This is a genomic window from Yimella lutea, assembly GCF_006715095.1.
Lineage (GTDB): Bacteria > Actinomycetota > Actinomycetes > Actinomycetales > Dermatophilaceae > Yimella > Yimella lutea.
Genome location: NZ_VFMO01000001.1, coordinates 3,492,230 through 3,518,533, shown reverse-complemented (window position 1 = coordinate 3,518,533; position 26,304 = coordinate 3,492,230). Strand labels below are relative to the sequence as shown.

Sequence of the window (26,304 nt, the reverse complement as noted above, 5' to 3'; positions counted from 1 at the left end):
TTTCGGACCTCGTGCCGAAACACGACGCACCTACTTTCGAACCATCCCGATGACCCCCGACGAAGCCAGGAGCCTGCGATGAGCCCGACCGACCCGAATCAGCGACACGTCGTCGTGGTGGGCGCCGGCATGGTCGCGCACCGCTTCGTCGAAGCCCTCCGAGCCCGGGACAACGCCGACAGCTACCGGGTGACGGTGCTGGCCGAGGAGCCGCGTCCGCCCTACGACCGCGTGGCGTTGACCTCCTACTTCACCGGCCGCGACCCCGACGACCTCGCGCTCGGGCAGGACCAGTTGTGGCGCGACCCGCTGGTGCGCCTGCGCAAGGGCGTCCGCGCGCTGCGGGTCGACCGGCTGGCCCGCGTGGTCGAATTGTCGACCGGGCAGTTGCTCAGCTACGACCACCTGGTGTTGGCCACCGGGTCGTACGCGGCGGTGCCGCCGGTGGCCGGCAAAGACCTGCGCGGATGTTTCGTCTACCGCACGATCGACGACGTCGCCGACCTGCGGTCGTTCGTCGAGAAGCTGCGGGCCGACCATCCGGGCCGGCCGGTGCGCGGAGCCGTCGTCGGCGGTGGCCTGCTCGGGCTCGAGGCGGCCGGCGCGTTGCAGGCGCTCGGCGCCGAGGCCACCGTGGTCGAGTTCGCGCCCCGGCTGATGCCGTTGCAGGTCGACGAAGGCGGCGGAGCGCAACTGCGCCGGCTCATCGAGGCGTTGGGGGTCACCGTCCGCACCGACACGGCCACCGCCAAGATCACCGACAAACGCACCGGACGGGTGCGGGCGATGACCTTCGCCGACGGCGACTCGATCGACGTCGAGGTGGTCATCTTCGCCACCGGCGTGCGACCGCGCGACGAACTCGCCCGCGACGCCGGTCTGACGATCGGCGAGCGGGGCGGAGTGGTCGTCGACTCCGGCTGTCGCACCGACGACGAACTGGTCAGCGCGATCGGTGAAGTGGCCTGCATCGACGGTCGGGTGTGGGGGCTCGTCGCGCCGGGCTACGCCATGGCGGAGGTGGTCGTCGACCGGCTGCTCGACGGTGAGGCGACCTTCCCGGGTGCCGACTCCTCGACCAAGCTGAAGTTGCTCGGCGTCGACGTCGCCTCGTTCGGTGACGCCTTCGCCACCACGTCTGGTTGTCTCGAGGTGGCCTATGCCGACGCGGTCAACGGCGTCTACAAGAAGCTCGTCGTCAGCGACGACGCCCGCACCCTGCTGGGTGGCATCCTCGTCGGCGACGCCAGCGCCTATGCTTCGCTGCGCCCGATGCTCGGTCAGGAACTCGCCTTTGACCCAGCCGCTTTGGTGGCACCCGAAGGCGGCGAAGCGGCGCAGCTGGAGCTGCCCGACGAAGCCACCGTCTGCTCGTGCAATAACGTCAGCGCCGGGCAGGTGCGCCGGGCCGTCGACCAGGAAGGGTGCTGCAGCCTCGCGGACGTGAAGGGCTGCACGAAGGCCGGCACGAGCTGCGGCTCCTGCCTGCCGCTGGTCAAGAAGATCACCGAGGTGCAGCTCGCCGCGGCCGGCGTCGAGGTCACCAAGGCACTGTGCGAACACTTCTCGATGAGCCGGGCGGAGCTGTTCGGCGCCGTGCAGGTCACCGGCCTCACCACCTTCAGCGCGATCGTAGAACGGCACGGCACCGGTCACGGCTGCGATGTCTGCAAGCCGACGGTCGCCTCGATCCTCGCCAGCCTGGGCAACGGGCACATCCTCGACGGCGAGCAGGGCGGCCTGCAGGACACCAACGACCACATGCTCGCCAACCTGCAGAAGGACGGCACCTACTCGGTGGTGCCGCGCATCCCCGGCGGCGAGATCACCCCGCAGGGCCTCATCGCGATCGGCCAGGTGGCCGCCGACTTCGACCTCTACACCAAGATCACCGGCGGCCAACGCATCGATCTGTTCGGTGCCCGGGTCGACCAGTTGCCGGCGATCTGGAAGCGGCTCGTCGACGCCGGCTTCGAGTCGGGCCACGCCTACGGCAAGTCGCTGCGCACGGTGAAGTCGTGCGTCGGACGCACCTGGTGCCGCTACGGCGTGCAGGACTCCGTGGGCATGGCGATCGCCCTCGAACTGCGCTACCGCGGACTGCGATCGCCGCACAAGCTCAAGGTCGGGGTGTCGGGTTGCGCGCGTGAGTGCGCCGAGGCCCGTGGCAAGGACGTCGGAGTCATCGCCACCGAGAAGGGATGGAATCTCTACGTCGGAGGCAACGGCGGATTCACCCCGCGCCACGCACAGTTGCTCGCCGAAGACCTCGACGATGCCGGCCTCGTGCAGGCGATCGACCGCTTCTTCATGTACTACATCCGCACCGCCGACCGGCTGCAACGCACGGCCGCCTGGCTGGAGGAGATCGACGGCGGGCTTGACCACGTGCGCGACGTGATCCTGCACGACAGCCTCGGCGTGGCCGCCGACCTCGACGCGGCGATGGCAAAGCACGTCGACTCCTACTCCGACGAGTGGCGCGACGTGCTCGACGACCCGGCCAAGCTCGCCCGGTTCGCGTCGTTCGTCAACGACGACACCCCCGACGACGACCTGCACTACGTGGTCGAGCGCGGCCAACGGCGTCCGGCCACCTCAGCCGAGCGCAGCGACCCGCAGATCGAGGTCGTCGATGCGGCGCGCCGTCCGGTGTTCCTGTCCGGTCCGACCCTGGAGATTCGCCGATGACCGATGAGATGACCGACGCGGTCACAGACGCGATGGCCGACCCGATCACAGACCCGGCGACTGCTCCCATCCACTGGACGCCGGTGGCCGACCTGGTCGCCATCCCGTTGGAACGCGCGGTGCCGGTGCGCGTGGGCGCCGCTCAGGTGGCGGTGGTGCGGCTCATCGACGGCTCGATCCACGCCGTCGGCAACCGGGACCCGTTCAGCGGGGCGCAGGTGATGGCCCGCGGCATCGTGGGATCGATCTGCGTCGGAGGCACGATTCACCGTACGCTTGTTTCTCCTATGTATAAGCAGACGTTCTACTTGGCGACCGGTCGGTGCACGACCGACGATCAGGTCTGCCTGGGCACCTGGAGCACCCGGGTGGTCGACGACCGGCTCGAGGTCGGCGAGTGCGTCGTCCCGCCGACCACGACGGATGTGTTGAGCGCATGACCCCGTTGCACGCGATGGATCTCGCCGGTAAGCCGGTGCTCGTCGTCGGTGGCGGCCCGATCTCGGCCGCTCGGGTTGCGGCGCTGCTCGCGACCGGCGCGACCGTGCGCGTGCACGCACCTACCCTGTGCGAAGACCTGCGCGATCTCTACACGTCCGACGCGATCGCCTGGAACACCGCCGCGGTGACCGCCGCCGATCTTGCCGACGTGTGGCTGGTCTCGGCCGACGAACAAGACCCCGCCGAGACCGAGCGGCTGCGTGCCCTTGCCACCGCGGCGAAGGCGTGGTTCGAGGGCGGCGACGCGCGCACCTACGACGCCGCGACGATCGACGACGCGGTCATCGAGGCCAACGTGACGCTGCGCGAGATCCGTCCCGAATCCTCGACCGGCAAGGTCGTGCTGGTGGGCGGCGGCCCGGGCGCCGACGACCTCATCACCGTGCGCGGACGCCGCGAACTGGCCCGCGCCGATGTGGTCGTCACCGACCGCCTCGCCCCCGTCGGGCTGCTGCGCAGCCTGGGCTCGACCGCCGAGGTCGTCGACGTCGGCAAGACCCCCTACCGCCACCCCGTGCCGCAGCACGAGATCAACCAGATCCTCATCGACCGCGCCCGCCGCGGGCAGTACGTCGTGCGGCTCAAGGGCGGCGACCCGTTCGTTCTCGGACGCGGCGGCGAGGAATGGATCGCGTGCCGCGAGGCCGACGTCGAGGTCGAGGTCGTGCCCGGCGTGAGTTCGGCCTTCGCCGCGCCGCTGGCGGGACTGGTGCCGGTGACCCACCGCGGGGTGGCCGCCGGCGTGCTGATGATCTCGGGTCACGACGAGGTGTCACCGGACGTGCTCGTGCAGTGGCCGCACACGATCGTCGTGCTCATGGGCATGGGGCGGTTGCCCGAACTCGCCGCGTCGCTGGTGAGCGCCGGCAAAGACCCCGCGACCCCGGTGGCGGCGGTGCACAAGGCATACAGCCCGCAGCAGCGCAGCGTGCGCGGCACCCTCGCCACGATCACCGAGCAGGTGCTGACGCAGCAGATCGGCAATCCCGCGGTGATCGTCATCGGCGACGTCGTCGGCCAACTCGCCGATCCCACCGATCTCACCGACCCCGACGGTGCTGACCCGGGCAACCCGCACGCCGTGAACGGATCTTCGTGAACCCGGTGGGCGACCAACTGGTCGGTGCCCGGGTGTTGCTCACCGGGCAGCGCCGCAGCGCCGAGCTCGCCGCAGCCCTCGAGCGGCGCGGTGCGCAGATCGCGCACGCCCCCACCCTGTCGGTGGTGCCTCACGTCGACGATGCCGAACTCCTGCGCGCGACAAAGGAGTTGATCGCCGAACCGCCGCAGATCGTGGTTGGCACGACCGGTGTCGGCTTCACCGGATGGATCGAGGCCGCCGACGCCGCGGGCCTCGCCGACGAACTTCTCGCCATGCTGCGCGACACCCGCATCATCGCCCGCGGCCCGAAGACCAGCGGCGCGCTGCGCGCCGCCGGACTCGAACCCGACTGGGTGGCTGAATCGGAGACCAACGCCGAGGTGCGCGACTTCCTGCTGTCCGAATCGATCGCCGACCTGCGGATCGCGGTGCAACACCACGGCGCCGGCTCCGACGGTCTCGACGAGGCGTTCACCGACGCGGGCGCCACGGTGCAACCGCTCGTGGTCTACCGCTGGGGGCCGGCTGCCGACCCCCGAGCCGTCGCGGACGGCGTCCGCCGCGTGGTCGACCGGGAGTACGACTCGGTGGTCTTCACCTCCGCACCCGGAGCACAGGCCTTCCTCGACAGCGCCCGCGGCCTGGGTCTGGAGCGGGAGTGTGTGGCGGCGATGGCCGTCGACGGCGGCGTCGTCGCCGCGGCCGTCGGCCCGGTCACCGCGGCCCCGTTGCGGCTGGTCGGGATCGATCCGATGGTGCCCGACCGTTTCCGGCTCGGCGCGCTGGTGCGGTCGTTGGTGGCGCACCTGCCGGTGCACGCGACACAGGCGGTCACCCCGGCGGGCACCCTGCGGGTCTGGCGTTCGGAGGCGGTGCTCGACGGCCGGCGGCTCAGCCTGTCACCGGCCGGCCTGGCGGTGCTGCACCGCCTCGCGGCCGCCGACGGTGCGGTGGTGACCCGCGAGCAGATCCTCGCGGTGCTGCCCGGCACCGCCGTCGACCCGCACGTCGCCGAGGTCGCCGTCGCCCGACTGCGCGACGCGCTGCCCGACCGTGATCTGGTCACCACCGTCGTCAAGCGGGGTTACCGCCTGGCGGTGGCCGACCGATGACGCGTGCGCTCGTCGTCTGCGCCCACGGCACCGACAACCCGCAGGGGCAGGCTGTCGTGCGCTCGATCGTCGCGCAGGTCGCGCGCCGTCGCCCCGACCTCACCGTGCGCGAGGCGTACGTCGACGTGCAGCAACCGGAGTTGCCGCAGGTCGTGAACGACCTTGCGGCGCAGCACGATTCGGTGGTGGTCGTGCCGCTGCTGCTGTCGTCGGGCTTCCACACCGAGGTTGACGTGGCGCAGGCCGTGGCGGCCCACCCGCACGCCCACGCCGCGCCCGCGCTCGGTCCGCACGCGTTGCTGGCGCAGGTGCTCGTCGACCGGCTCGTCGACGCCGGCGCGACGCTGAACGCCCCGGTGGTGCTCGCCGTCGCCGGATCGAGCCGCGCCGCCGGCGCGACGGACGCCGAACGGATGCGTGACCTGCTCGCCGAACGCTGGGCCGGGACGGTCGCGCTGGGCTATCTGGCCGCCCGGCAGCCTTCGGTGGACGACGCCGTCCGGGTGGCTGCCGCAGAGCACGGCGGCGACCCGGGCGCGGTGGTCGTCGCGAGTTACCTCATGGGGCCCGGCTTCTTCCACGACCGGCTCACCGGCCTCGGGGCACGGGTGTCGGCGCCGCTGGGCGACGACCCGCGGCTGGCCGAGTTGGTGCTGCGGCGGTTCGAGGGTGTGGACAGCTGATCCGGGAGCCGACCAGCACGTAGGCTGAGCGGCAATGCAACAGAAGGAGACTTGCTGATGACGTGGGTTCTGCTCGCCATCGTCCTGATCATCGTCCTGCTCGTGGTGTGGGGCATCTCGTCCTACAACGGCCTGGTGAAGAAGCGTAACCAGGTGCAGGAGGCCTGGCACCAGATCGACGTCGAACTCAAGCGACGTCACGACCTCATCCCAAACCTCATCGAGACCGTGAAGGGATACGCCCAGCACGAACGCGCAACGCTCGACGAAGTGCTGCGCGCCCGCTCGGCCGCGATCAGCGGCGGCGACACACCGGCAACCGCTGCGCAGAACGAGGGCCAGTTGACCCAGGCGCTCGGACGCCTCATGGCGGTCGCCGAGGCCTACCCGGATCTGAAGTCGAACTCCAACTTCCTCGGACTGCAGAACGAACTGTCGTCCACCGAGGACCGCATCGCCTCGGGTCGCCGCTACTACAACGCGATCGTCCGCGAACTCAACACCGCGATCGAGTCGATCCCGACCAAATTCCTCGCGGGTCCGGCCGGTGTCGCGCGGGCCGAGTACTTCGAAGCCGAGGGCAACGAGCGCGCCGTCCCGAACGTGAACTTCGGCACCGGTCCCGGCGGTACCGCAGGTGGTCCCGGCGGGTACAACATGCCCGACCCAGGTGACCCGGTCGAGCCGCACTCAACGCAGTACCCGCAGATCGAGCAGCAGGGTACGATGCCGAATCCCCTTCCGGGACAGCAGTATCCGCATCAGCAGTCGCAGCCGCAGGGTTACCCGCAGCAGGGTGGCCAGCAGCCGCAGGGCTACCCGGGCCAGGGCAACTGACCGCCTCGTAACAGTCGGAGCAGGACGAAAGGTCCGGACACCCCCGCGGTGCCCGGACCTTTCGCGAAGCAGTACGTCAGGCGCGCACCAGACGCAGGTATGGGTTTCGCGAGGTCCACCAAGAGAGCATCAACTTCGCAGGTCAGTGCACTTTGCCGACTACTGTGATGACGTGAGTACGGCGACGCTGCAACGCGATTCATCGGGTCTGCTGCCGTTGTGGCGCGCCGCCCAGGTGTTCCGTCTCGCCTCGCTGATCTATGCCGGTGCGGTGCAGTGGACCGTGGTCGAGCATTACGTCCGACCCTTGCTGAGTTGGGCCGTCTTCGCCCTGATGTTGATCTGGTCGGGCATCGCGGCGATGCTGCTCGCGTTCGGGTACCGCCGCCGCCGGCAGGTCGTCGCAGCCGAGGTCGTGGTGACGCTGTTGCTCATGGCTAGCACCTTGATGGTGGGCGGTAAGAACAACTATTTCGATCGCCACCAGACGGTGCCTACGACCTTTTGGGCCGCGAATGCGGTTGTCTCCGTCGCGATCCTGCTCGGTCCGTGGTGGGGACTGGCGTGCGCCGGTCTCGTCGGGCTGTCGGCGCTCGCGATCTGCAACCAACTCGACAACATCGGTTTCGACGCGACGCTGCCGATTCTGCTGACCGTCGGCCTTGCGGTCGGGATGGGAGCCCAGATCGTCCGGCGTGCCCGCGAGCAGATAGACCGGGCGATCCGGCTCGAGGCGGCCGCATCGGAGCGCGAACGACTGGCCCGGGAGGTGCACGACTCGACCCTCCAGGTGCTCGCGCTCGTGCGTCGCAGGGGCGCGGAAATCGGTGGTCCGACAGCCGAACTCGCCCGACTGGCCGCGGAGCAGGAGGACGCGTTACGCAAACTGCTGTCTCGTCAGGCCGGCGTCGAGGCGCCGGTGCCGGTGCCGGTGCCGGTGCAGCGTGACCTGCGATCACGCCTTGAGGAAGTACTGCCGACGCAGGTTTCCCTCGCCGCGCCCGGGCAACCGATCGTGCTGCCCGAGCAGATGACCGACGAGATCGTGGCCGTCGTGTGTGCCGCGATCGACAACACCGCCAAGCATGCCGGCGCCGACGCGAGGTCGTACGTCCTGCTCGAGGACGATGGCGAGGAGATCGTGGTGGCGGTGCGGGACGACGGGGCGGGTTTCGACCCGTCCCGGCTCGCCGAGGCAGCGGCCGAGGGCAGGATGGGTGTGAGCAAGTCGATCAGGGGTCGCGTCACCGACCTCGGCGGCACGGTCGACCTGTTCACCGCGCCCGGTGAGGGCACCGAGTGGGAAGTGCACATTCCGTCGACGGGAGCCGAGCAGCGATGACGACGATCATGGTGGTCGACGACCACCCGATGTGGCGCGACGGTGTCGGTCGTGACCTCACCGAGCACGGATTCGAGGTGGTCGCAACCGCGGATTCTGTTGCGGCAGCGGCGAATCGAGCAGCTGCGACCAAGCCTGACGTCGTCCTGATGGATATGCACCTTCCGGACGGAAACGGCGCACAGGCGACGGTCGCCGTGCTGGAACACTCACCGGCGACCCGGATTCTCGTGCTGTCCGCGTCCTCCGAGCGCGAGGACGTGCTGGAAGCGGTAAAGGCCGGTGCCAGCGGATACCTGGTGAAGTCGGCGAGCCAAGCCGAACTCGTGGAGGCCGTCACCGCCACTGCCGAGGGACAAGCGATCTTCACGCCCGGCCTGGCCGGTCTGGTGCTGGGGGAGTACCGCCGGATGGCGACCGTCCCGACGGGCGACGGACCGGACCTGCCCAAGCTCACCGACCGCGAGACCGAGGTGCTCCGGTTTGTCGCAAAAGGCTTGAGCGCCAAGCAGGTCGGCACCCGCCTCGGTGTCTCGCACCGCACCGTCGAGAACCACGTCCAGTCGTCCTTGCGCAAACTCCAGCTGAGCAACCGCGTCGAGTTGGCGAGGTACGCCATGGAGCACGGCCTCGACTGAGACCCGGCTCCGGTGTGAACGCCGTCGTCTGTACGCGTAGGTAGGGGAACGTTCAGGAAGTACCTATGTCGGTTGAGTAGTGCTACTCATGTCCGTTCGGCCGCGCCGAACCAGGGTTGAAGGCATGAACACGACACCGAACACTCAGCCCGGCCCGCAGGGTCAGCACCAGTACCCGAACGGCGCTCACTACAACACCGGATCCGGTCCGCAGCCGGCCTATCAATACCCTCCGCTCCGACCACAGGTCCGCCGACCGTGGTGGGAGCGCGACGGGGTCATCGGCAAGATCTTCGCCGGCGCAGGGGTCTTCGTGACCCTCATCGGCGTCGTCATGCTGCTGGTCATCGCTGCCCGAGCAGGACTGCTGCGCCCCGAGATTCGCGTGGCCGGCGGCGCACTGCTGTCCGGTCTGCTGCTCGCAGGATCGATTCGCCTGGAGTCGAGCCTCGGTGGACGCATCGGTGCCATCGCACTGGCCGCGACCGGTACCGCCGGCCTCTTCCTGTGCGTGGTCGCGGCGACCAACTTCTACGAATGGATCCCCGGAGCCGCCGGACTCGTGATCGCCGCGGCGATCGCGGCCGGCACGGTGGCGATCGCGATGCGCTGGAACTCTCAGGCTCTTGCGGTGATGATGACCGCCGGAGTCGGCGTGCTCGCCCCGGTGCTGACCGAAGGTCTCACCGTCCCGCTGATCGCCTTCCTCGTGCTGTTGCAGGCGGCCGGCTGCGTCCCCGAGTTCTCCAAGGACTGGCCGGCCATCGCAGCCGCCCGCACCCTGCCGGTGGCGCTCGCGGCGACGGTCGCCGCAGAACTGGAGTCGTACCGGGCCAGCACGCACGTCGCGGCCTACCTCGTGGCCACGATCGCTCTCGCCTCGGCACTGATGGCGAGCCGTCGCACGAACGAATGGATCACTGCCTGCGTGTACGCCGTCGCGAGTGTGCCGATGATCGTCGCCGTCACTTCGCTGACCGGTCCGGTCGCCGCGATCGCCGGCGCGGCGATCGCCGTGATGACCCTCGGCGCGGTGGTCGCCGCCCGACCGGTGGGTACCGGTACCTCTGCAGCCGCGGCTCTCGTGGTCGGTGCTGCACTGATGGCGTCCGCAGTGACCGTCACCCGCGGTCCGTGGTTGTCGGTGATCCTGCTCGGTATCGGTGTAGTCCTGGCAGCGTCCACCTACCAGGTGAAGAACCACTACGCCGCGGCGTTGTCGATCGTCTTCACCGCGGCCGGGTACCTCGCCGTCGCTGTCACGGGAGTCGGGACCTCGGTCGAGGACGAACCCGGCGTCGCGTTCACCGCGGGTCTGTTGATGACGATCTCCGCTCTGCTGATCGCGCTGGTCGGTGTGCGCCGCTACGGTGCGGACAAGGAAGGTGCCACCGCGCTCGGCACGATCGCTCTGCTGGCGAGCACCGGTCTGGTGCACCGCGGACTGTTCGCCCTCGTGCTCGGCGACGGCGGCCGCCCGGTTGCGCAGTTCGCGATCACGGTGACCTGGATGCTGATCGCTTCGGCGCTGCTGTGGCTGAGCCTACGCGTGGAGGGCAGCGCGACCGCGACCGTTTCGATGGGGCTGAGCGTCAGTGTCCTGGCGCTGGGCAAGCTGTTCCTGCACGACTTGTCCAGTCTGGACGGCATCGTCCGCGCCGGTGCCTTCATCGTCGTCGGTCTCACGCTCCTGGCGGCAGGCGCCGGGTACGCTCAGGCGTTCGCCAAGCGGGCCGCCGCACGTGGGGTGGAGGAGGAGCAGAGCGCCCCTCAACAGCCGCGCCCGATGGTGACCTGGTGAGCGGCATCGCAGACAGCGAGGCGCCCGGACCGAAGCGGTCCGGGCGCCTCGGCGCGTTCGCCGATCAGTTCTTGTGATCGCCGGTGACGATGTCGCGGGCCGCGTCCGTGGTCTCGTCGATGATCACCTCGGCCTGGCGGCGGTGGCGGACGTACTCGACGATCATCGGCAGCACCGAGAACGCCACGATGATCAGGATGGCGGTCTCCAGGTTGTCGCGCACGAACGCCACGTTGCCCAGCAGCGCGCCGGCTCCGACGATCAGCCCGACCCACAGGACGGCGCCGACACCCGACCAGGTGAAGAACCGACGGCGGTCCATCTTGGAGACGCCGGCAACGACGGTGATGAACGTGCGCACGATCGGCACGAAGCGTCCGATGACCAGGGCCTTGTTGCCGTGCTTGTCGAAGAACGCGTTGGTCTGGTCGAAGTACTTGCGTTTGATGATGCGCCCGTCCCGCTCGTACAGCGGTTCACCTAGTTTGCGTCCGATCTCGTAGCCGACGACGTTGCCGGCGAACGCGGCGATCATCAGCGCTGGGATCGACAGGTACAGCGGGATGCCGATGCCCTGGGAGCTGACCGAGAACATGCCGACCGCGAACAGCAGCGAGTCGCCGGGCAGGATCGGGAAGAACAGGCCGCACTCGATGAAGACGATCGCGAGCGAGATCCAGAAGAACGCCCCGCCGTACTGCTCGAGGAGCCACGCAGGGTCCATCCAGCTCGGGCCGAGAGCGACAGGAGCGAAAGTATGCATCACGGGACACCAGCGTACGGGGACGGATGATCGTTCCCTGAATGTCGCCCGCGAGCCGCCGTAATAGGCAGTGTCGCCGCCACTGAACGGGTGACCAATCTGCGGAATCGCCCGAATTCGGGCGGCGCCGCCCGCGGACGCTTCGGCCATGCTGCGTTCTTCTCCGCCGGCCTGTTCGCCCGGCGCATCGGTGTGGTGTCCACGGTCGTCCTGCTCGCTGCGTGCGGTGCGCCGAAGTCGGATTCGTCGAGCTCGACCAGTTCGTCTGCGGCCGGTTCGGGTACGTCGGCTGCGGCGTCCTGCGACAAGGCGTCGCTGAAGACGAAGACCGCGGGCAAGCTGACGATCGGCACCGACAACCCGGCCTACGAGCCGTGGTTCTCCGACAACACCCCGAGCAACGGCAAGGGGTACGAGTCGGCCGTCGCCTACGCGATCGCGCAGGAACTCGGCTACACCAAGGCCGAGGTGGTCTGGGCGAAGGTGCCGTTCAACAACGTGATCACCCCCGGCCCGAAGGCGTTCGACCTCGACCTCAACCAGGTCTCGATCAGCGAGGACCCTGACCCAGCTCGCCGACGAGTGGCTGTCCAAGCAGGGCGCGCCGAAGCTGTCGTGACCCGCCGCGTCCGCCCAGCAGTCGTCGTCGGGAGCCGGCGATGACCGCTGCCCCGAACGAAGCAACGACCAAGGACGACTGGACCCCGTCGGCCGTCGAGCGGGAACGGGCCGCCTACCGGGCGAGCCGGCAACGGAGATCCGCGCTCATCGCGACATTGAGCACGATCGTGGTGCTCGGTGTCGCCGGCACGTTGCTGGTCACCAGCCCGGGCTGGGCCGCCGTGCACGAAACCTTCTTCAACTGGGAGAAGGCGAAGGAGTCGTTCCCCGATGTGCTGCGCGGGCTCTGGCTGAACATCAGGGTGATGCTCATCTGCGGCGTCGTCATCCTCGCGTGCTCGATGCTGCTTGCGGTGATGCGCACGCTGCGCGGCCCGGTGTTCTTCCCGTTACGGATGTTCGCGGTGGTCTACACCGACCTGCCCCGCGGTCTGCCGTTGCTGCTGTTGCTGCTGCTGCTGGGGTTCGGCATGCCGGCGCTGGGTCTGCAGGGGCTGCCCGACACCAGCATCTTCTGGGGTGGCGTCGCGCTGGTGCTGTCCTATTCGGCGTACGTCGCGGAGGTGCTGCGCGCCGGCATCGAATCGGTGCACCCGTCGCAGCGTGCTGCTGCCCGGTCGCTCGGGCTCGGCTACGGCCAGACGTTGCGGTTCGTGGTGATGCCGCAGGCGGTGCGTCGGGTCATCCCGGCCCTGATGAACGACCTCGTGTCGCTGCAGAAGGACTCCGGTCTCATCGCGGTGCTCGGTGTGGTCGACGCGATCAAAGCGGCCCAGATCTCCACCGCCGTCGACTTCAACTTCACGCCGTACGTCGTCGCCGGCTTCCTGTTCGTCTGCCTCACGGTGCCGATGGCACGGTTCACCGACTGGTACGCGCGCAAGCAGGGCTTCCAGGGTGCGGGAGGGATGCTGTGAGCCTGCTCGAACTCGACGGTGTGCGGAAGACCTTCGGCGCGCACACCGTGCTGCGGCACGTCGACCTCGCCGTCGACGAAGGCGAGTGCGTCGTGCTCATCGGGGCCTCCGGCTCGGGCAAGTCGACGATCCTGCGCTGCATCAACCTGCTGGAGGAGGTCGACGACGGTGTCGTCACCTTCGCCGGACGCGACATCACCGACCCGCGGGTCGATGTCGACAAGGTGCGTGCCCAGATGGGTGTCGTCTTCCAGGCGTACAACCTGTTCCCGCACATGAGTGTGCTCGACAACGTCACGCTCGCGCCGGTGCGTGTGCACAAGCACGACCGAGCCGAGGCCCGCGATGCGGCGATGGGCATGCTCGAGCGGGTCGGCCTGGCGCACAAGGCGAAAGCCCGCCCCGACGACCTCTCAGGTGGTCAGCAGCAGCGCGTCGCGATCGCTCGCGCGCTGGTGAACTCCCCGCGGCTGATGCTGCTCGACGAGGTCACCTCCGCGCTCGACCCCGAACTCGTCGGGGAGGTGCTCGATCTGCTTGGCGAACTCAAGCAGGAGGGCGTCACGATGATCCTCAACACCCACGAGATGGGGTTCGCCCGCTCGGTGGCCGACCAGGTGTGCTTCCTCGACGGCGGACAGATCGTCGAACGCGGCGCCCCCGAGCAGGTGCTGGACCATTCGGAGAACCCCCGTCTGCAGCAGTTCCTGTCGCGTCTGCTGCACTGAGCCGCGTGTCTCAGCAGAACTCGGGCGACAGCCAGGTCGAGGACGAGATCGGTGTCGGGCCCTGGCCCGGCGACTGGCCGGTCGACGATTCCGGTGCCGTGCAGGCGCCCTACGACGAGCAGTTGTTGCGCGAGGGCGACCGGCGCAACGTCGAGGACCGCTACCGCTATTGGAGCCTCGAAGCGATCGTCGCCGACCTCGACACCTCCCGGCACGACTTCCATGTCGCGGTCGAGAACTGGGAACACGACTTCAACATCGGCTCGGTCATCCGCACGGCGAACGCGTTCAACGCCAAGGCTTTCCACATCGTCGGCAAGCGGCGGTGGAATCGGCGCGGCGCGATGGTCACCGACCGCTACCAGCACGAGTTCCACCACCCGACGGCCCAGGACCTCGCTGACTGGGCGGCCGCCGAGGGTCTGACGCTGGTGGGTATCGACAACGTGCCGGGCTCGGTGCCGATCGAGCCCTACGACCTGCCGCGCGGGTGCGTGCTGGTCTTCGGGCAGGAGGGGCCTGGGTTGTCGGCGCCGATGCGCGAGGTGTGCGAGGTGATCCTGCACATCGAGCAGTACGGCTCCACCCGTTCGATCAACGCCGGCGCGGCCGCGGCGGTGGCGATGCACGCGTGGATCCGTCGACATGTCTGGGGTCAGCGGCCGAGCCTGCCGATCGCCCGCCCAGACTCGCGTCGTACCGTGCAGCCATGAGCGCACGAAACGGAATGAGCCTGCTGCCCGCGACCGAGGTCCACACCGCGCCGGTCGTGGCGCTGGGACTGGTCGGCGGTTTCCTGGTCGCCCGCGAGAGCGGCATCCGCCCGCTGGGTGGCGTGCTGTTAGCCGGTTGCGGAGCACTGGCCGGACGCACCTGGCTGGCCAAGGGTGGCCCGGTCACCGCCGGCGCGCTGAGCGCTCTGTACCTGGGCGGCTTCGGCGGTTCGCACCCGCTGGCCAAGAAGATCGGCGCGTGGCCCTCGGTCGCTGCCGTCACAGCGCTCGCCGCGGGCGCGGCGTACGTCGCCTCCGACCGCCGCTGAGCTCACGCCGCGCCGGCCGAGGAGCCCGGTCGTTGAAGACCCCGGCGGGTTGAGGTTGATACTGGCCGCCTCAGTCGGCTCCACCACGACTGGATTCTGCCCGACCCAGCCTCACCCCAACGGATCAGCCGGCCTCAGCACCCTCGGCACGACGGATTTGGGGGCATCGGCTGGCAGTATTAGAGCGTGGAGTCTCGGATGGTCGCCGCTGGCGAAGAAGTCTGGCTCCACGTTGCGACGTGCGGCGAGGGCCCTGATGTGCTGGTCCTGTCGGGAGGGCCCGGATGCGTGAATTACCTGTCCGATGAGACATTGGCCCCGCACGGATTTCGCGCGTGGTTTCCCGACCCTCGCGGGGTGGGCCGTTCCGGCGGCGGCCCGCATGACATGGCGCAAGCGATCCTGGATCTCGAAACCATTCGTCACGAGCTTGGCATCGCCGCCTGGATGGTTATTGGACATTCCTGGGGATCGGACCTCGCAGTGCGCTACGCGCTGGAGCAACCTGCGCGTGTCAAGGCGGTGATTGGTGTCGCTGGTCATGGCCTGCATCGTGACCGGGAATGGTCCGACGCCTACGAAGCCGGTAAGTCGGGTGAACCATCAATCGCGATCGACTTCGTGCCGGAGATTCACGATTCCTTGTGGACATCCTTTCCGGACTGGATTCACCAGCCCACCCTCTGGCGACGCCTGGCTGACACGGCCGTCCCCATGCGCTTCATCGGAGCCGGCCACGACATCCGTCCGAACTGGCCATTGAGACAACTGGCGGCGCTCGTGCCCCGCGGCGAGTTCGAGTTCGTGCCCGACGTTGTCCACGACTTCTGGCATACAGACGGCCAGCTATGGCGTGCAACTATCACCGATGCCTGCACGCGCTATCTCTGATTCAGGCCCTCCACGCACGGCTCGCGCATGGCGGTGCGTCAGCCTCAGAGGAAGCGGGCTCCCTCGACGGAGGACTTCGGGCTCACCTTGCCGATGCGGGCGATGACCAGCTGGGTCGTCGAGTCGACGTCGCCGGTCTCATCAAGGATCACTTCGCCCGGCACGTTCAGAACGTCGTTGGCGACGTACCACTGCCGAAGCCTGTCAGGCTCGACCTTCGCTCGCATCGGGCGCCCCTCGTGTCGGCGCAACGTCTCCTCCAAGGGGACATCCAGATAGAACACATGAGCCGGTCCGCGATGAGTATCGATCAACTCGCGCAGCATGTCGCCGTAGTGCTCGGAGCAGAAGATCCCTTCGAGGATGACGTGGTAGCCGATACTGACGCAGTATCTGGCGCTCTCCGCGATGAAGGCGATGTTGTCCCCGCCCGCCACGTCATGTTCGCGCAGAACGGTTCGACGGAAGTGATCCTGGCCGATGTTCGCCGTACCTCTCCCCATGGCGAGCTGTAGTCGCCGGGCGATGGTTGTCTTGCCCGATCCGGAGTTGCCGCGCAGGACGACCAGGTGCTCACCGCTCACGCTTATGACTATGCCCTAGTCCGGGAGGTCCGATTTGCGATGCAAAGGACGCTTTCAACCCCTCGCGACCGAGTTCGAACCGACGGTGCACGCTGTCACGCGACTGCGGTCTCGGTGTGGGCGTAGTGCCAGGTGACGCCGGTGTCGGTGACGGTGGCGGTGAGGTGGTCGCGGTGGACTATGCGGTGGTGGGTGTTGCACAGCAGGGCACTGTTCGCCAACGAGGTGTCGCCGCCGGCCCACCAGGATTCGACGTGGTGGACGTCGCACATGACCGGTGGTCGGTCGCACCCGGCGTAGGTGCAGTGTTTGTCGCGGTGGATCACGGCTCGTCGTAGTTCGTCTTCCACCAAGCGTTTCTTGCGGCCGATGTTGAGGGGTTGGTTCTTCGATCCGAGGACGATCGGCAGGATCTTCGCGTCGCAGGCGAGTTGTCGGACGGTGTCGGGGGTGACGCCGGTGCCGGTGTCGCTGATCCCGAGGCCGGCGAGGATCCCGGCGAGGACGAGGAAGTCGACCGTGACGACCAACGTGGCGGATCCGCGGTGTTTGATCTCCCGGTCTGCGTCGACGGCTTCGGCGCCGAGACCCAGCAGCAACACCAGGGCGTCTGCGCGACGCTTCCCGGCGCTCCTGAGGTCGGGCTCACCGGTCTTCTGTGACGTGCCGTCTGGGCCCGGGGTGTGCCGGTGGTGCGGATCATCGCAACACGCTGATTTCGGTGATGGTCCGGCGAGCGAGTCGACGGCCTGCTTCAACTGTTCGGCGTGATCGGGCGACAGGTCGGCGGTGAACCTCACCATCCCGTTCGGTTCGTCCGACCAGGACAGTGATTCGACGCGTTGGTGCTCGTCCTCAGCCTGGTCGAGGACCTCGTCGCCGTACTGGGCGAGGATGCTCTTGGTGAGTTCCCGGACGGTTTTCGCGCCGGCTCCGACGTCGAGGGTGAGCAACCAGCCGTAGATCTCCTCGCGGCTCGCGGTCGGGATGACTGCCCGGATTTTGTCGATGTTGTCGAGGCAGGTTTTCGCGATGGTGGTGTTGGTCCGCCCCGACTGCAATGCATCTGCCAACGGTTTGTTGAGCGGGGAGCGGACGGCGTCGGCGATCTTCGCGATCCGGGAGGCGTGGGAGGGTTCGAGACCGCACTGCCACGGCTCGTCCACATCATCGGCGGAGGCGGAGCCAGGTTCGTCGACCGGCACGAGCGGCCCTGCAGCAGAGACGGTGTCGGCACTCAACACAGCGGTGGCGGACTCGCCGGTCGACAGCCGCCGCACCCACTGTGTCGCATCAGCCGCTGTTGACCGGTACACCGCACCACGCTCGATCGCGTCGGACGCGATGCTCACCATGGCTGCTTCGGTCGGTTGGTGCACCAGTGCGAGTGATCTCATCGCCGCAGTGAGTTCGGCATCAGTGAGGTTGTCGGTCAACTGCGCCAGCCGGATCACCGCGGCCAACGCGTCCGACACCACTGCCGCGCAGGCGGCAGCTTCACCCGGATACGAGTCGTGCATGCCTTCGGACAACGCCTCGAACGATTCGTCGGTGGTCATGCCGGTGCCTCCTCCCCAGGTGCTTTCGGACTACCTTCATCGTACGCTTGTTCGAGCCAGAAGAAAAGACTTTGCACGACGAATTCTCTTGAAAGACAGAAGAATTCGATACCCATCGGTATCCACAGCCCTAACCGGAAGACTGGTTTGTCCACAGGCAAATCAGGGCCGGCTGGGTGGGCTGTGGACAGGCAGTGACACCACTCGCAAACGCTGCACGTCGGCACATGGTCGATCGCCGGTGGCGCACACGGCGCCACGGCCGTTCGCGGCAGTGAGATCCGCGCGACGGGAAACTGAACGAGTTTTCTTCGCGCGGCTGTCGATGTTCGTCGACCCCGTTCGTCATGGTGATGTCAGAACACATCGAAACAAGGAGCGAACATGGCCAGGTATCTGATTCTGCTGCCGGCACCCGAGGAGTTTGCGCACGAGCCCGAGGATCTCGTATTCCCGCACCCTGACGTCGAGGAGCACTGAGATGACCGAGTACATGGTGCTGATCGTCGGCGACGCCGACCGCTGGTGGACGACGATGACGGCTGAGGAGCGCAAACACGGCTACGAGCAGTACAGCCTGTTCAGCAAGTCGCTGGTCGAGCGCGGCCACAAGATCACCGGCGGCGCTGAACTGCACGCCTCCACCGAGGCGAAGCATCTGCCGCCGGGCACGACGACCGAGACGATCGGCGGCTACTACCTGGTGGAGGCGACCGATCTCGACCAAGCGGTGGCGTGGTGCGAACTGCTGCCGGACTGCTACAGCCTGGAGATCAGGCCGGTCGTCGACATCGACGTCTCGGCGTAGATGTCGCTCGAACAGATCCACCGCGACGAGTGGGGCCGACTGCTGGCCCTGCTCGTCGCGCACTCGCGCCGCCTCGACCTCGCCGAGGACGCGCTGGCCGAGGCGTTCGAACAGGCGGCGCGCGTCTGGCCGGGAGACGGCACTCCGACCAACCCGGCCGGCTGGCTGATGACGACCGCGAAGCGCCGGATCGCCGACCGGGTCAGGGCCGAGGCGATAGCCGCCCGCAAGCAGCCGTTGCTGGCGATCGACGAACGGAATCGCATGCAGGACAACGACCGTGGTGACGAGCTGCTGCGGCTGGTGCTGCTCGCGGCGCATCCGGCGCTCGCGCCCGAGGCAGGCGCCGCACTGACCCTCCGGCTCGTGCTCGGCGTGCCGACCGGCGACATCGCCAAACTCTTCCTGGTGAGTGAGCCGACGATGGCGGCGCGGCTGACTCGCGCGCGCAAGAAGGTCATCGCTGCGGGCATCCCGCTCGCCCTGCCTGACGCCCGGGTGCTGCCCGGACGTCTCGACACCGTGGCCCAAGTCGCCTATCTGGCGTTCACCGCCGGCTACGCACCCGGCAGCGGCCCCGACCTCGTGCGGGTCGAACTGGCCGGTGAGGCAATCCGATTGGTGCGGTTGATGCGTTCGAGCAGCCCGGTTGCCCGGGCGAGCCAGTCGCTCACCGCCCTGCTCGGACTCATGCTGCTGCAGCACTCCCGGCGCGACGCACGCGTGGGCGATGCCGGTGAGTTGGTGCGTCTGCCCGACCAGCAGCGTTCGACCTGGCACCAGCACGAGATCGCCGAGGGGCTCGACCTGCTCGGCGTGCTCACCGGACGGGAGACGTCACCTGCGATCGAGATCGACGGCCCGGTCGCGGCGTCCTACCTGCTGCAGGCGTTGATCGCCGCTGAGCATGCCCGGGCCGCCCGTGCACAAGACACCGACTGGGTGACGATCGCCGACCTCTACCGGCAACTCGAAGAGCTCACCGGGTCGCCGGTCGTGCAACTCAACCGGGCCGTCGCCGTGGCCCAAGCGGGCGACCTCGACGCCGCGATGGCGCTGGCCGACGGTCTGCTGACCGAACTGCCGATCAACCACCGACTGCACGCGGTGCGGGCGGAGTTCCTCACCCGTGCAGGGCGAACGACGCAAGCCCGGGACGCCTATCGCGAAGCGATCTCGTTGTGTGCCAACGATGTCGAGCGGTCAGACCTTGAGCAGCGACTCGCGTTCGTAGTTGACCCAGAAGGTCAGTAGAGCGGCCGGACGTCGGTGCGCGCGACATCCTGGGCGGGCAAGGCCTTCGTCAACAGGTAGTTCGTGCGGATCCGGGTGGCGCATGCGCTGTCGTTGAGCAACAGATGGCCGACCTTGTTGCCGGTGACCAGCCGCGAACCGGGCGACATCGCGTGGGCCGAGCGGGCGCCGACGATCGAGGTCGCCGGGTCGTAGAGCGCGTTCATGAACAGGATCGGCGTGGCCGGACGCCGGTCGAACGGTCCGCGATAGGCGCCCTTGCCGACACCGGGCCAGCTGGTGCACAGCGAGTTGCTCCAGGCGCCGGCGGCGTCGAAGCCACGGGTGCGATCGCGCGTCGCCGCGGCCGCGCGCCAGGTGGCCCACCGGTCGTACGGGTCGAGCGAGTCGGAGCACATCACCGCCTGCCGGGTGACGTCGAGCACCTCGCCGGGCAGCCCGAAGCCCTGTCGCGCCGGCGACGCCTGGCGGTCGACCGTGGCCGCTGCCGCAGCGGGAGAGACCTGCTTGCCGGTGAGGGCGAGGTAGAGGTTGTGCACGTCGTCGAGTGCGCCGGGCACGGTGCCGTAGGAGAACCCGACGAAGGTCAGTTGCCGGTCGCCCAGGAGGGCCCGAACCTGATCCAGGTCGCGGGCGTCGTCGGCCGTGGTCATGTGTTGCAGCAGGGGGCCGCCGGTGCGCCGGCAAGCAGCCCGTACGGCGTCGTCGTGGCTGATCTGTGCGCGAGCCTCCGCGACCGTGACCGGAAAACCGGGTTCGAGACTCGGCGGTGTGGTGGTGCCCGGACGGGTCGTGCAGGAGACCTGGCTCGACCGGCCGACCCCGCGCGGGTCGACCGCGACGATGTCGAACCGATCGGTGACCTTCCGGCCGAGCATGCGGGCGAAATCGTCGACCTTCGCGGTGGCCGCCTCGCCGGGGCCGCCGGGGTTGACGAAGATTGCCCCGACCCGAGCCGATGGCACCGAGGCGCGCCGACGCTCCACCGCGATCGTGGTCGATCCTGCCGCCGGGTTGTTGCGGTCGAGCGGCACCGACAACCGCGCGCACTGGTGGGTGCGCACGTCGGCACACTTCGCCCAGCGCAGACCGGGTGTGGTCGCGGCGTCGGCCGATCGGGGCAGTGCGTTCGGCACGAGGGCGAACAGGGCGGCTGCGAGCGAACTCGCAACCAGGCGGCGGGACATCGGGCTCCGTTCGGGAGTCGTCGGTGAGGGGGTGCGGCCGCCGGGTCTCTTCGGACCGCTCGGCACGGCTGCGCACCAGCGTGCCAGACTCGTGGCAGCAGGGCGAGGAGGCCACGCTCGCCCACGAACACGAGGGAGAGACCCAATGCCCATCGCAACACCCGAGGTGTACGCCGACATGCTCGACCGCGCCAAGCGGGAGGGTTTCGCGTACCCGGCGATCAACGTCAGCAGCAGCCAGACACTGAACGCGGCACTGCGCGGATTTGCCGACGCCGGTAGCGACGGCATCATCCAGGTCTCCACCGGTGGCGCCGAGTACCTGTCCGGCCCGACGGTCAAGGACATGGTCGCCGGTTCGCTCGCGTTCGCGACCTTCGCGCAGGAAGTCGCGAAGAACTACGACGTCAACATCGCGCTGCACACCGACCACTGCCCGAAGGACAAGCTGGACGGCTTCGTCCGCCCGCTGATCGCGGCGTCCACGGAGCGGGTCAAGAACGGCGGTCTGCCCTACTTCCAGTCACACATGTGGGACGGCTCGGCCGTGCCGCTGGACGAGAACCTCTCGATCGCGCGCGAACTGCTCGACCTGTGCGAGGCCGCGAACATCGTCCTGGAGATCGAGGTCGGTGTCGTCGGCGGCGAGGAGGACGGCGTGGCCCACGAGATCAACGACAAGCTGTACTCCACGCCCGAGGACGCTATCGCCACTGCGAAGGCGCTCGGCGTCGGCGAGAACGGTTACTACATGACCGCGCTCACCTTCGGCAACGTCCACGGCGTCTACAAGCCGGGCAACGTGAAACTGCGCCCCGAGGTGCTGAAGAAGGCCCAGGACGCGGTCAAGGCCGAGTTCAACACCTCGACGGACAAGCCGTTCCACCTGGTCTTCCACGGGGGCTCGGGCTCGACCGCCGAAGAGATCAAGGAAGCGGTCTCTTACGGGGTCGTGAAGATGAATGTCGACACCGACACCCAGTACGCGTTCACCCGTCCGGTGGCCGGTTGGATGCTCGGCAACTACGATGGCGTGCTGAAGATCGACGGCGAGGTCGGCAACAAGAAGCAGTACGACCCGCGTGCCTGGGGCAAGGCGGCCGAGGCCGGCATGGCCGAGCGCATCGTCGAAGCCTGCGAGAACCTCGGCTCGGCCGGAACCCACAAGTGAGCGGCGAGAACCTGCTCGGGATCCCCGAGACCAAGCTCCCTGTCGACCCGGCCGCCCAGAAGCTCGACGACGGCGTCGACGTGCGCGATGTCGCACGCGGTTACCCGGCCTCGTCGCTGGTCTGGGCGACATTGGCCGAGGACGCATTGGACGACGGCGAGGTGATCGAGGCATACGCCTACGCGCGCACCGGCTACCACCGGGGCTTGGACTCGCTGCGCAAGTCCGGCTGGCGCGGGCAGGGTCCGGTGCCGTGGGAGCACGAGCCGAACCGTGGTTTCCTGCGGGCGCTCGCCGTACTCGCGAAGGCGGCCGGCGAGATCGGCGAGGAGGAGGAACACCGTCGGTGCGCCGACTTCCTGCGCGACTCGTCCGCCGCCGGAGCCCGCGAACTCGGTCTTTGAAGAAACCCCTGACGAACCTGTCTCACGAGGGCTGACGCCGCGTGAGACAGGTTCGACCTTTCTCGTCCGGACGTGTGCTCGTCTCGTAGCGTGAGGAGCGGCCTTTCCGATGACGGAAGGCGGAAGACGAGGAGACCACGGTGCCTGAGACAGACCCGATGACCGAACCCGCCGGACGGCGCTCGGTGCCAAGGGAACTGGACTACCCCGAAATCACGATCCCGCAGATGTTCGAGGACTCCGCGCAACGTCGCGGCAGCGCCGTCTGCACCGACTTCCTCGGTCGCACCCGCACGTATGAGCAGATCGCGGACGAGGTGCGTCGCGTCGCGATGGGCCTGGTCACCCTCGGTGTGGAGCACGGTTCGCGCGTCGCGGTGTTGTTGCCGACCTGCCCGGAGAACCTGGTCGTGACGCTCGCGGCGCTCCGTCTGGGCGCCCATGTCGTGCAGCACAACCCGCTGTACTCCGCCGGTGAATTGGAGCCGATGTTCCTCGACCACGGCGCGAAGGTGGTCGTGGCCTGGGACAACGTCGTCCCCGCGGTGTTGTCGCTGCGTGAACGCACCCCGGTGGAGCACGTGATCGGGGTCGACCTCACCAAGTCGTTGCCGGCGAAGCTGCGGCTGGCATTGCGTCTGCCGATCGCGAAGGCCAAGGAGTCGCGCAAGAAGCTGACCGCGGGGTCGTTGCCGGACGGCGCGCGACCGTTCGCGAGCCTGGGCGAACACGGTCCGCTGCCGCTCGGGCAACCCGGTCCGCGCCCGGACGACATCGCGGTGATCATGTACACCTCGGGCACGACGGGTCGCCCGAAGGGTGTGCCGCTCACGCACGCGAACCTGCTGGCCAACTGCCACCAGGGTGTCGCCTGGACCGGACTGCGATTCGGCGAAGAGCGGTTCCTTGCGGTGCTGCCGATGTTCCACGCGTTCGGGCTGACGGTTGGTGTCCTGTTGGCGCTCGTCCTCGGTGCGCAGATCAGCATGGTGCCATCGCCCGAGCCGAAGTTGATGCTGGACGCGATCAAGCGCAGTGACACCAACTTCTTCGTCGGGGTGCCGCCGCTGTTGGAGGCGATCCTGGACGAAGCCGAGAAGAAGGACGTCTCGCTGCGCGGTCTGGAGTGGGTGTTGTCGGGTGCGATGTCGATGCCCGCCGAGTTCGTCCAGCGATGGGAATCGGCTACCGGCGGACGGCTCATCGAGGGTTACGGGCTGACCGAGACCTCGCCCGTCGTCGTCGGCAACCCGTTCGACTCGACCCGCCGGGCGGGCACGATCGGCCTGCCGTTCCCCGACACCGACACCCGCATCGTCGACCCCGACGAGCCGTCCCGCGACGTGCCGGAGGGTGAGGAGGGCGAACTTCTGGTGCGCGGACCGCAGGTCTTCGATGGCTACCTCGACCAGCCGGAAGAGACCGAGAAGGCATTCGTCGACGGTTGGTTCCGCACCGGTGACCTTGCCCGTCACGACGGCGAGTACCTCGTGATCTCAGGCCGGTTGAAGGAGCTCATCGTCACCGGCGGGTTCAACGTGTCGCCGATCGAGGTCGAGGCGGTCCTGTGCAAACACGAGTCGATCCGCGACGTGGCCGTGGTCGGCATGCCCTCCTCGCGCAGCGGGGAACAGGTCGTTGCGGCCGTTGTGGCCGACGGAGAACTCCCGTCGAACGAGGAGTTGCGCGCATGGGCCAAGCAGCACCTCACCGCGTACAAAGTGCCGCGTCGCTTCGTCGAGGTGGAGGAATTGCCCACCAACCTTCTCGGCAAGGTCGTGCGACGCGAGGTCGTCGACCTCATCCCGGACGAGTGAGGACTACCGGAAGTTGATCGAATTCCCGTGCGGATGAACGGTTCCCAGTAGTTCGGGTGCGATCTCAGCGTCGTCGCGCCAACGCCGCAGGCCGACGTGGGTTCCCGTCAGACGGTCGGCGTCCGCGTGGTCGTCGCGGACGTCGGGCAGGCCTGGGACGCAACCCGGCGGCTCGGCGGTGACCCAGCTGACCGGGCGAGCGGATGCCACATCATCAAGGGTTCGCGCGATCAGCGGACGTCGTTCGCGCGGCAGGTAGGTGACGGCCCAGGAGGAGAAGACCACCAGGTGGTCGTCCCCGCGCTCGATGACGCCGGGGAGCGCGTCGACCATGTCACCGCGAACGAGCGTCGGTGGATGGTCGCGCAGTCCCTCGACCGCCGCGTCGAAGCGTTCCACCCGACCAGGCATCTCCGGCCAGATACAGGCACGCAACCAGCGCAGGTCGTCGATGTCGTCGGGACCGATCGGATCGGCGTCCAGACCGATCCGCCGTGCGATCGGTGGGATACGGAGTTCGATGGCGGATCCCAGGTTTTCGGCCTCACAACGGACTCGGGCATGTAGCGGGCCGAACGCCACGTCGCCGACTGCCACTCGATAGTGCTCGATGTTCAGCAGGAAGCCGGCGCTGGCACCCAGCTCCAGCAACGTGATCGGGGTGTCGGGCAGGTCGGCACATGCACGGGCCACCATCGCTCGCACGTAAGTCGAGCGGTTGACCTCGTTCGTCTGCGTCGTCCGGGTCGCGACCACCTGCGACAACTCGTCGTGGAACTCGGTGATCGCTCGTCGGACATCCGGCCACGGGTCCTGAGCCGGGCGTGCCCTGGGGGAGAACCAGTGTGCCGCAGGTGAATCCGGACGGCGCATCGCCAAGTCATGCAGCGCAGCAAGCAGGAGCACGGGACGGGCCTGTCCCGGCGCAGCCCGGCACAGAAGGTCGATCGCGTCCGGGTCGTCCGCCATGCCCGCGACGATCGCTGCGTACACCGGTACCTCGGAGTGCATCGAGGCGAAGTCGAGGCAGCGCTGCCTGGCGACCTCGGGGGAGTCGGCCGTGTCTCGAACGTCAGGCATGTCGCTCCTACCGGTAGCTGATGAGGTCGCGGTCGTGCTCGAAGTGGCTGTGGTCGTTGTAGCTGAGCAGGGTCGGCGTCGGACGGCGCCCGCGCAGGAACTTGCTGACCGCGCCATTGACGGCCACTTCGTTCAGTCGCCCCCAGGCCTTCGCCACCTCGGGGCCGGCATCATTCGTACCAAGAGTCGACAGTGCGGCAAGCACGGCGATGGGTCCACCGGAACTTGACACGACCGCCGTGCCCGGTCGCTCGGCCAGTTCGGTGGCCGCCTCACGGACCCGCCGAACGAACGTGGGGAAGGACTCGCGATAGTCGCCGTCGTGTTCACCCCCGGTCCAGCGGTCGACCGACGCGAGGAAGAGGTCCTGGAACGCCCGCGCCGGATTCTCTTGCGCAGCAAGGGCTTCCAACAGCGCGGGCCGGGTCGCGTACTCCGGGTGGGCAGCGGCCAGCAGGCCGTCGTGATCGAACTCGTCCCATCGGTCATCGGTCTCGACCGGGCAGGACCAACCACTTGCGGCGGTGATGCCTGAGGCCGTCTGGCCGTGGCGACGCAGTGACCCACGCACGATGACCGCGGGCTGCGCCATGCGCTCGCCCAGGGCACGCCCGGTGACCCCCGCCTGATGTTCGCCGAGCGGCGACAACAGGTCGTAGTCGTCGCCGGTGATGGATGCCTGTCCGTGGCGGACGAGGATCAGCAGACTCATTCGGGACCTCTCGTGAGCGGGGGCTGCGCCATTGTCCAACACCGGCGCGGCGTCGTTAG

At 68.3% G+C, this 26,304-nt stretch carries 26 protein-coding genes; 20 read left to right on the top strand and 6 right to left on the bottom strand.

What is annotated here, in order from left to right:
* Positions 1 to 78 precede the first annotated feature (78 nt).
* From nirB to FB459_RS16895, 9 genes are all read left to right on the top strand, one after another.
* On the top strand, positions 79 to 2,691 hold the full coding sequence (gene nirB, locus FB459_RS16935) for a nitrite reductase large subunit NirB (RefSeq protein WP_141929327.1): 2,613 nt from the start codon (positions 79 to 81) through the stop codon (positions 2,689 to 2,691).
* Positions 2,688 to 3,131, top strand: a complete 444-nt coding sequence (locus tag FB459_RS16930) for a nitrite reductase (NAD(P)H) small subunit (RefSeq protein ID WP_240795917.1) — start codon at positions 2,688 to 2,690, stop codon at positions 3,129 to 3,131. The genes nirB and FB459_RS16930 overlap by 4 nt, the downstream gene beginning before the upstream one ends.
* Positions 3,128 to 4,291 carry a uroporphyrinogen-III C-methyltransferase gene (gene cobA / locus FB459_RS16925; RefSeq protein WP_141929326.1) on the top strand — a complete coding sequence of 388 codons (1,164 nt, stop codon included), beginning with the start codon at positions 3,128 to 3,130 and terminating at the stop codon, positions 4,289 to 4,291. The genes FB459_RS16930 and cobA overlap by 4 nt, the downstream gene beginning before the upstream one ends.
* Positions 4,288 to 5,406, top strand: a complete 1,119-nt coding sequence (locus FB459_RS16920; protein WP_342771360.1) for a uroporphyrinogen-III synthase — start codon at positions 4,288 to 4,290, stop codon at positions 5,404 to 5,406. Before cobA ends, FB459_RS16920 begins: the two co-directional genes overlap by 4 nt.
* On the top strand, positions 5,403 to 6,089 hold the full coding sequence (locus tag FB459_RS16915; protein WP_141929325.1) for a sirohydrochlorin chelatase: 687 nt from the start codon (positions 5,403 to 5,405) through the stop codon (positions 6,087 to 6,089). Before FB459_RS16920 ends, FB459_RS16915 begins: the two co-directional genes overlap by 4 nt.
* 57 nt (positions 6,090 to 6,146) lie before the next feature.
* Positions 6,147 to 6,926: a LemA family protein gene (locus tag FB459_RS16910; protein ID WP_141929324.1), complete on the top strand. Its 780-nt coding sequence runs from the start codon at positions 6,147 to 6,149 to the stop codon at positions 6,924 to 6,926.
* Positions 6,927 to 7,098: 172 nt separating this feature from the next.
* On the top strand, positions 7,099 to 8,268 hold the full coding sequence (gene macS, locus FB459_RS16905; protein ID WP_211345222.1) for a MacS family sensor histidine kinase: 1,170 nt from the start codon (positions 7,099 to 7,101) through the stop codon (positions 8,266 to 8,268).
* Positions 8,265 to 8,906: a response regulator gene (locus FB459_RS16900; protein ID WP_141929323.1), complete on the top strand. Its 642-nt coding sequence runs from the start codon at positions 8,265 to 8,267 to the stop codon at positions 8,904 to 8,906. Before macS ends, FB459_RS16900 begins: the two co-directional genes overlap by 4 nt.
* Before the next feature lie 124 nt (positions 8,907 to 9,030).
* Positions 9,031 to 10,707 (top strand): DUF2339 domain-containing protein, encoded by a 1,677-nt coding sequence (locus FB459_RS16895; protein ID WP_170221984.1) that lies wholly within the window; start codon positions 9,031 to 9,033, stop codon positions 10,705 to 10,707.
* 64 nt (positions 10,708 to 10,771) lie between these two features.
* Here FB459_RS16895 and FB459_RS16890 read toward each other — a convergent pair whose 3' ends face one another.
* The gene (locus FB459_RS16890; RefSeq protein ID WP_141929321.1) at positions 10,772 to 11,470 is read right to left on the bottom strand and encodes a DedA family protein; all 699 of its coding nucleotides are present in this window, start codon (positions 11,468 to 11,470) and stop codon (positions 10,772 to 10,774) included.
* 90 nt (positions 11,471 to 11,560) lie between these two features.
* Between FB459_RS16890 and FB459_RS16885 the strand changes: the two genes are divergently transcribed.
* The 6 genes from FB459_RS16885 (at position 11,561) to FB459_RS16860 (ending at position 15,669) form a co-directional block, all read left to right on the top strand.
* Entirely contained in the window at positions 11,561 to 12,133 is a 573-nt protein-coding gene (locus FB459_RS16885) for a type 2 periplasmic-binding domain-containing protein (protein ID WP_141929320.1), read from the top strand.
* Positions 12,130 to 13,008, top strand: coding sequence for an amino acid ABC transporter permease (locus FB459_RS16880; protein WP_141929319.1), 879 nt, complete (start codon positions 12,130 to 12,132; stop codon positions 13,006 to 13,008). The genes FB459_RS16885 and FB459_RS16880 overlap by 4 nt, the downstream gene beginning before the upstream one ends.
* Complete coding sequence (locus tag FB459_RS16875; RefSeq protein ID WP_141929318.1) at positions 13,005 to 13,736, top strand: amino acid ABC transporter ATP-binding protein; 732 nt, start codon at positions 13,005 to 13,007, stop codon at positions 13,734 to 13,736. The genes FB459_RS16880 and FB459_RS16875 overlap by 4 nt, the downstream gene beginning before the upstream one ends.
* A gap of 5 nt (positions 13,737 to 13,741) precedes the next feature.
* Positions 13,742 to 14,449 (top strand): TrmH family RNA methyltransferase, encoded by a 708-nt coding sequence (locus FB459_RS16870; protein WP_246092507.1) that lies wholly within the window; start codon positions 13,742 to 13,744, stop codon positions 14,447 to 14,449.
* On the top strand, positions 14,446 to 14,778 hold the full coding sequence (locus FB459_RS16865; protein ID WP_168990140.1) for a hypothetical protein: 333 nt from the start codon (positions 14,446 to 14,448) through the stop codon (positions 14,776 to 14,778). The genes FB459_RS16870 and FB459_RS16865 overlap by 4 nt, the downstream gene beginning before the upstream one ends.
* Before the next feature lie 198 nt (positions 14,779 to 14,976).
* On the top strand, positions 14,977 to 15,669 hold the full coding sequence (locus tag FB459_RS16860) for an alpha/beta fold hydrolase (RefSeq protein WP_141929317.1): 693 nt from the start codon (positions 14,977 to 14,979) through the stop codon (positions 15,667 to 15,669).
* A gap of 44 nt (positions 15,670 to 15,713) precedes the next feature.
* Here FB459_RS16860 and FB459_RS16855 read toward each other — a convergent pair whose 3' ends face one another.
* Both FB459_RS16855 and FB459_RS16850 read right to left on the bottom strand, forming a co-directional pair.
* On the bottom strand, positions 15,714 to 16,253 hold the full coding sequence (locus tag FB459_RS16855) for an AAA family ATPase (protein WP_246092506.1): 540 nt from the start codon (positions 16,251 to 16,253) through the stop codon (positions 15,714 to 15,716).
* A 95-nt stretch (positions 16,254 to 16,348) separates the two neighbouring features.
* Complete coding sequence (locus FB459_RS16850) at positions 16,349 to 17,812, bottom strand: HNH endonuclease signature motif containing protein (protein WP_141929315.1); 1,464 nt, start codon at positions 17,810 to 17,812, stop codon at positions 16,349 to 16,351.
* 481 nt (positions 17,813 to 18,293) lie between these two features.
* Between FB459_RS16850 and FB459_RS16845 the strand changes: the two genes are divergently transcribed.
* Both FB459_RS16845 and FB459_RS16840 read left to right on the top strand, forming a co-directional pair.
* Positions 18,294 to 18,620 carry a YciI family protein gene (locus FB459_RS16845; protein WP_141929314.1) on the top strand — a complete coding sequence of 109 codons (327 nt, stop codon included), beginning with the start codon at positions 18,294 to 18,296 and terminating at the stop codon, positions 18,618 to 18,620.
* Positions 18,621 to 19,874: an RNA polymerase sigma factor gene (locus FB459_RS16840; RefSeq protein WP_141929313.1), complete on the top strand. Its 1,254-nt coding sequence runs from the start codon at positions 18,621 to 18,623 to the stop codon at positions 19,872 to 19,874.
* Here the strand turns inward: FB459_RS16840 and FB459_RS16835 are convergent.
* Complete coding sequence (locus FB459_RS16835) at positions 19,868 to 21,061, bottom strand: alpha/beta fold hydrolase (RefSeq protein WP_170221983.1); 1,194 nt, start codon at positions 21,059 to 21,061, stop codon at positions 19,868 to 19,870. The genes FB459_RS16840 and FB459_RS16835 overlap by 7 nt on opposite strands.
* A gap of 145 nt (positions 21,062 to 21,206) precedes the next feature.
* Between FB459_RS16835 and fbaA the strand changes: the two genes are divergently transcribed.
* The 3 genes from fbaA (at position 21,207) to FB459_RS16820 (ending at position 24,453) form a co-directional block, all read left to right on the top strand.
* Positions 21,207 to 22,232 carry a class II fructose-bisphosphate aldolase gene (gene fbaA / locus FB459_RS16830; RefSeq protein WP_141929311.1) on the top strand — a complete coding sequence of 342 codons (1,026 nt, stop codon included), beginning with the start codon at positions 21,207 to 21,209 and terminating at the stop codon, positions 22,230 to 22,232.
* Positions 22,229 to 22,636, top strand: a complete 408-nt coding sequence (locus tag FB459_RS16825; RefSeq protein WP_141929310.1) for a DUF3151 domain-containing protein — start codon at positions 22,229 to 22,231, stop codon at positions 22,634 to 22,636. The genes fbaA and FB459_RS16825 overlap by 4 nt, the downstream gene beginning before the upstream one ends.
* Before the next feature lie 140 nt (positions 22,637 to 22,776).
* Positions 22,777 to 24,453, top strand: coding sequence for an AMP-binding protein (locus tag FB459_RS16820; RefSeq protein ID WP_211345220.1), 1,677 nt, complete (start codon positions 22,777 to 22,779; stop codon positions 24,451 to 24,453).
* A 3-nt stretch (positions 24,454 to 24,456) separates the two neighbouring features.
* Here FB459_RS16820 and FB459_RS16815 read toward each other — a convergent pair whose 3' ends face one another.
* Both FB459_RS16815 and FB459_RS16810 read right to left on the bottom strand, forming a co-directional pair.
* On the bottom strand, positions 24,457 to 25,533 hold the full coding sequence (locus tag FB459_RS16815; protein ID WP_170221982.1) for a DUF2332 domain-containing protein: 1,077 nt from the start codon (positions 25,531 to 25,533) through the stop codon (positions 24,457 to 24,459).
* Between the two features lie 7 nt (positions 25,534 to 25,540).
* The gene (locus tag FB459_RS16810; RefSeq protein ID WP_141929308.1) at positions 25,541 to 26,245 is read right to left on the bottom strand and encodes a histidine phosphatase family protein; all 705 of its coding nucleotides are present in this window, start codon (positions 26,243 to 26,245) and stop codon (positions 25,541 to 25,543) included.
* Between the last annotated feature and the right edge of the window lie 59 nt (positions 26,246 to 26,304).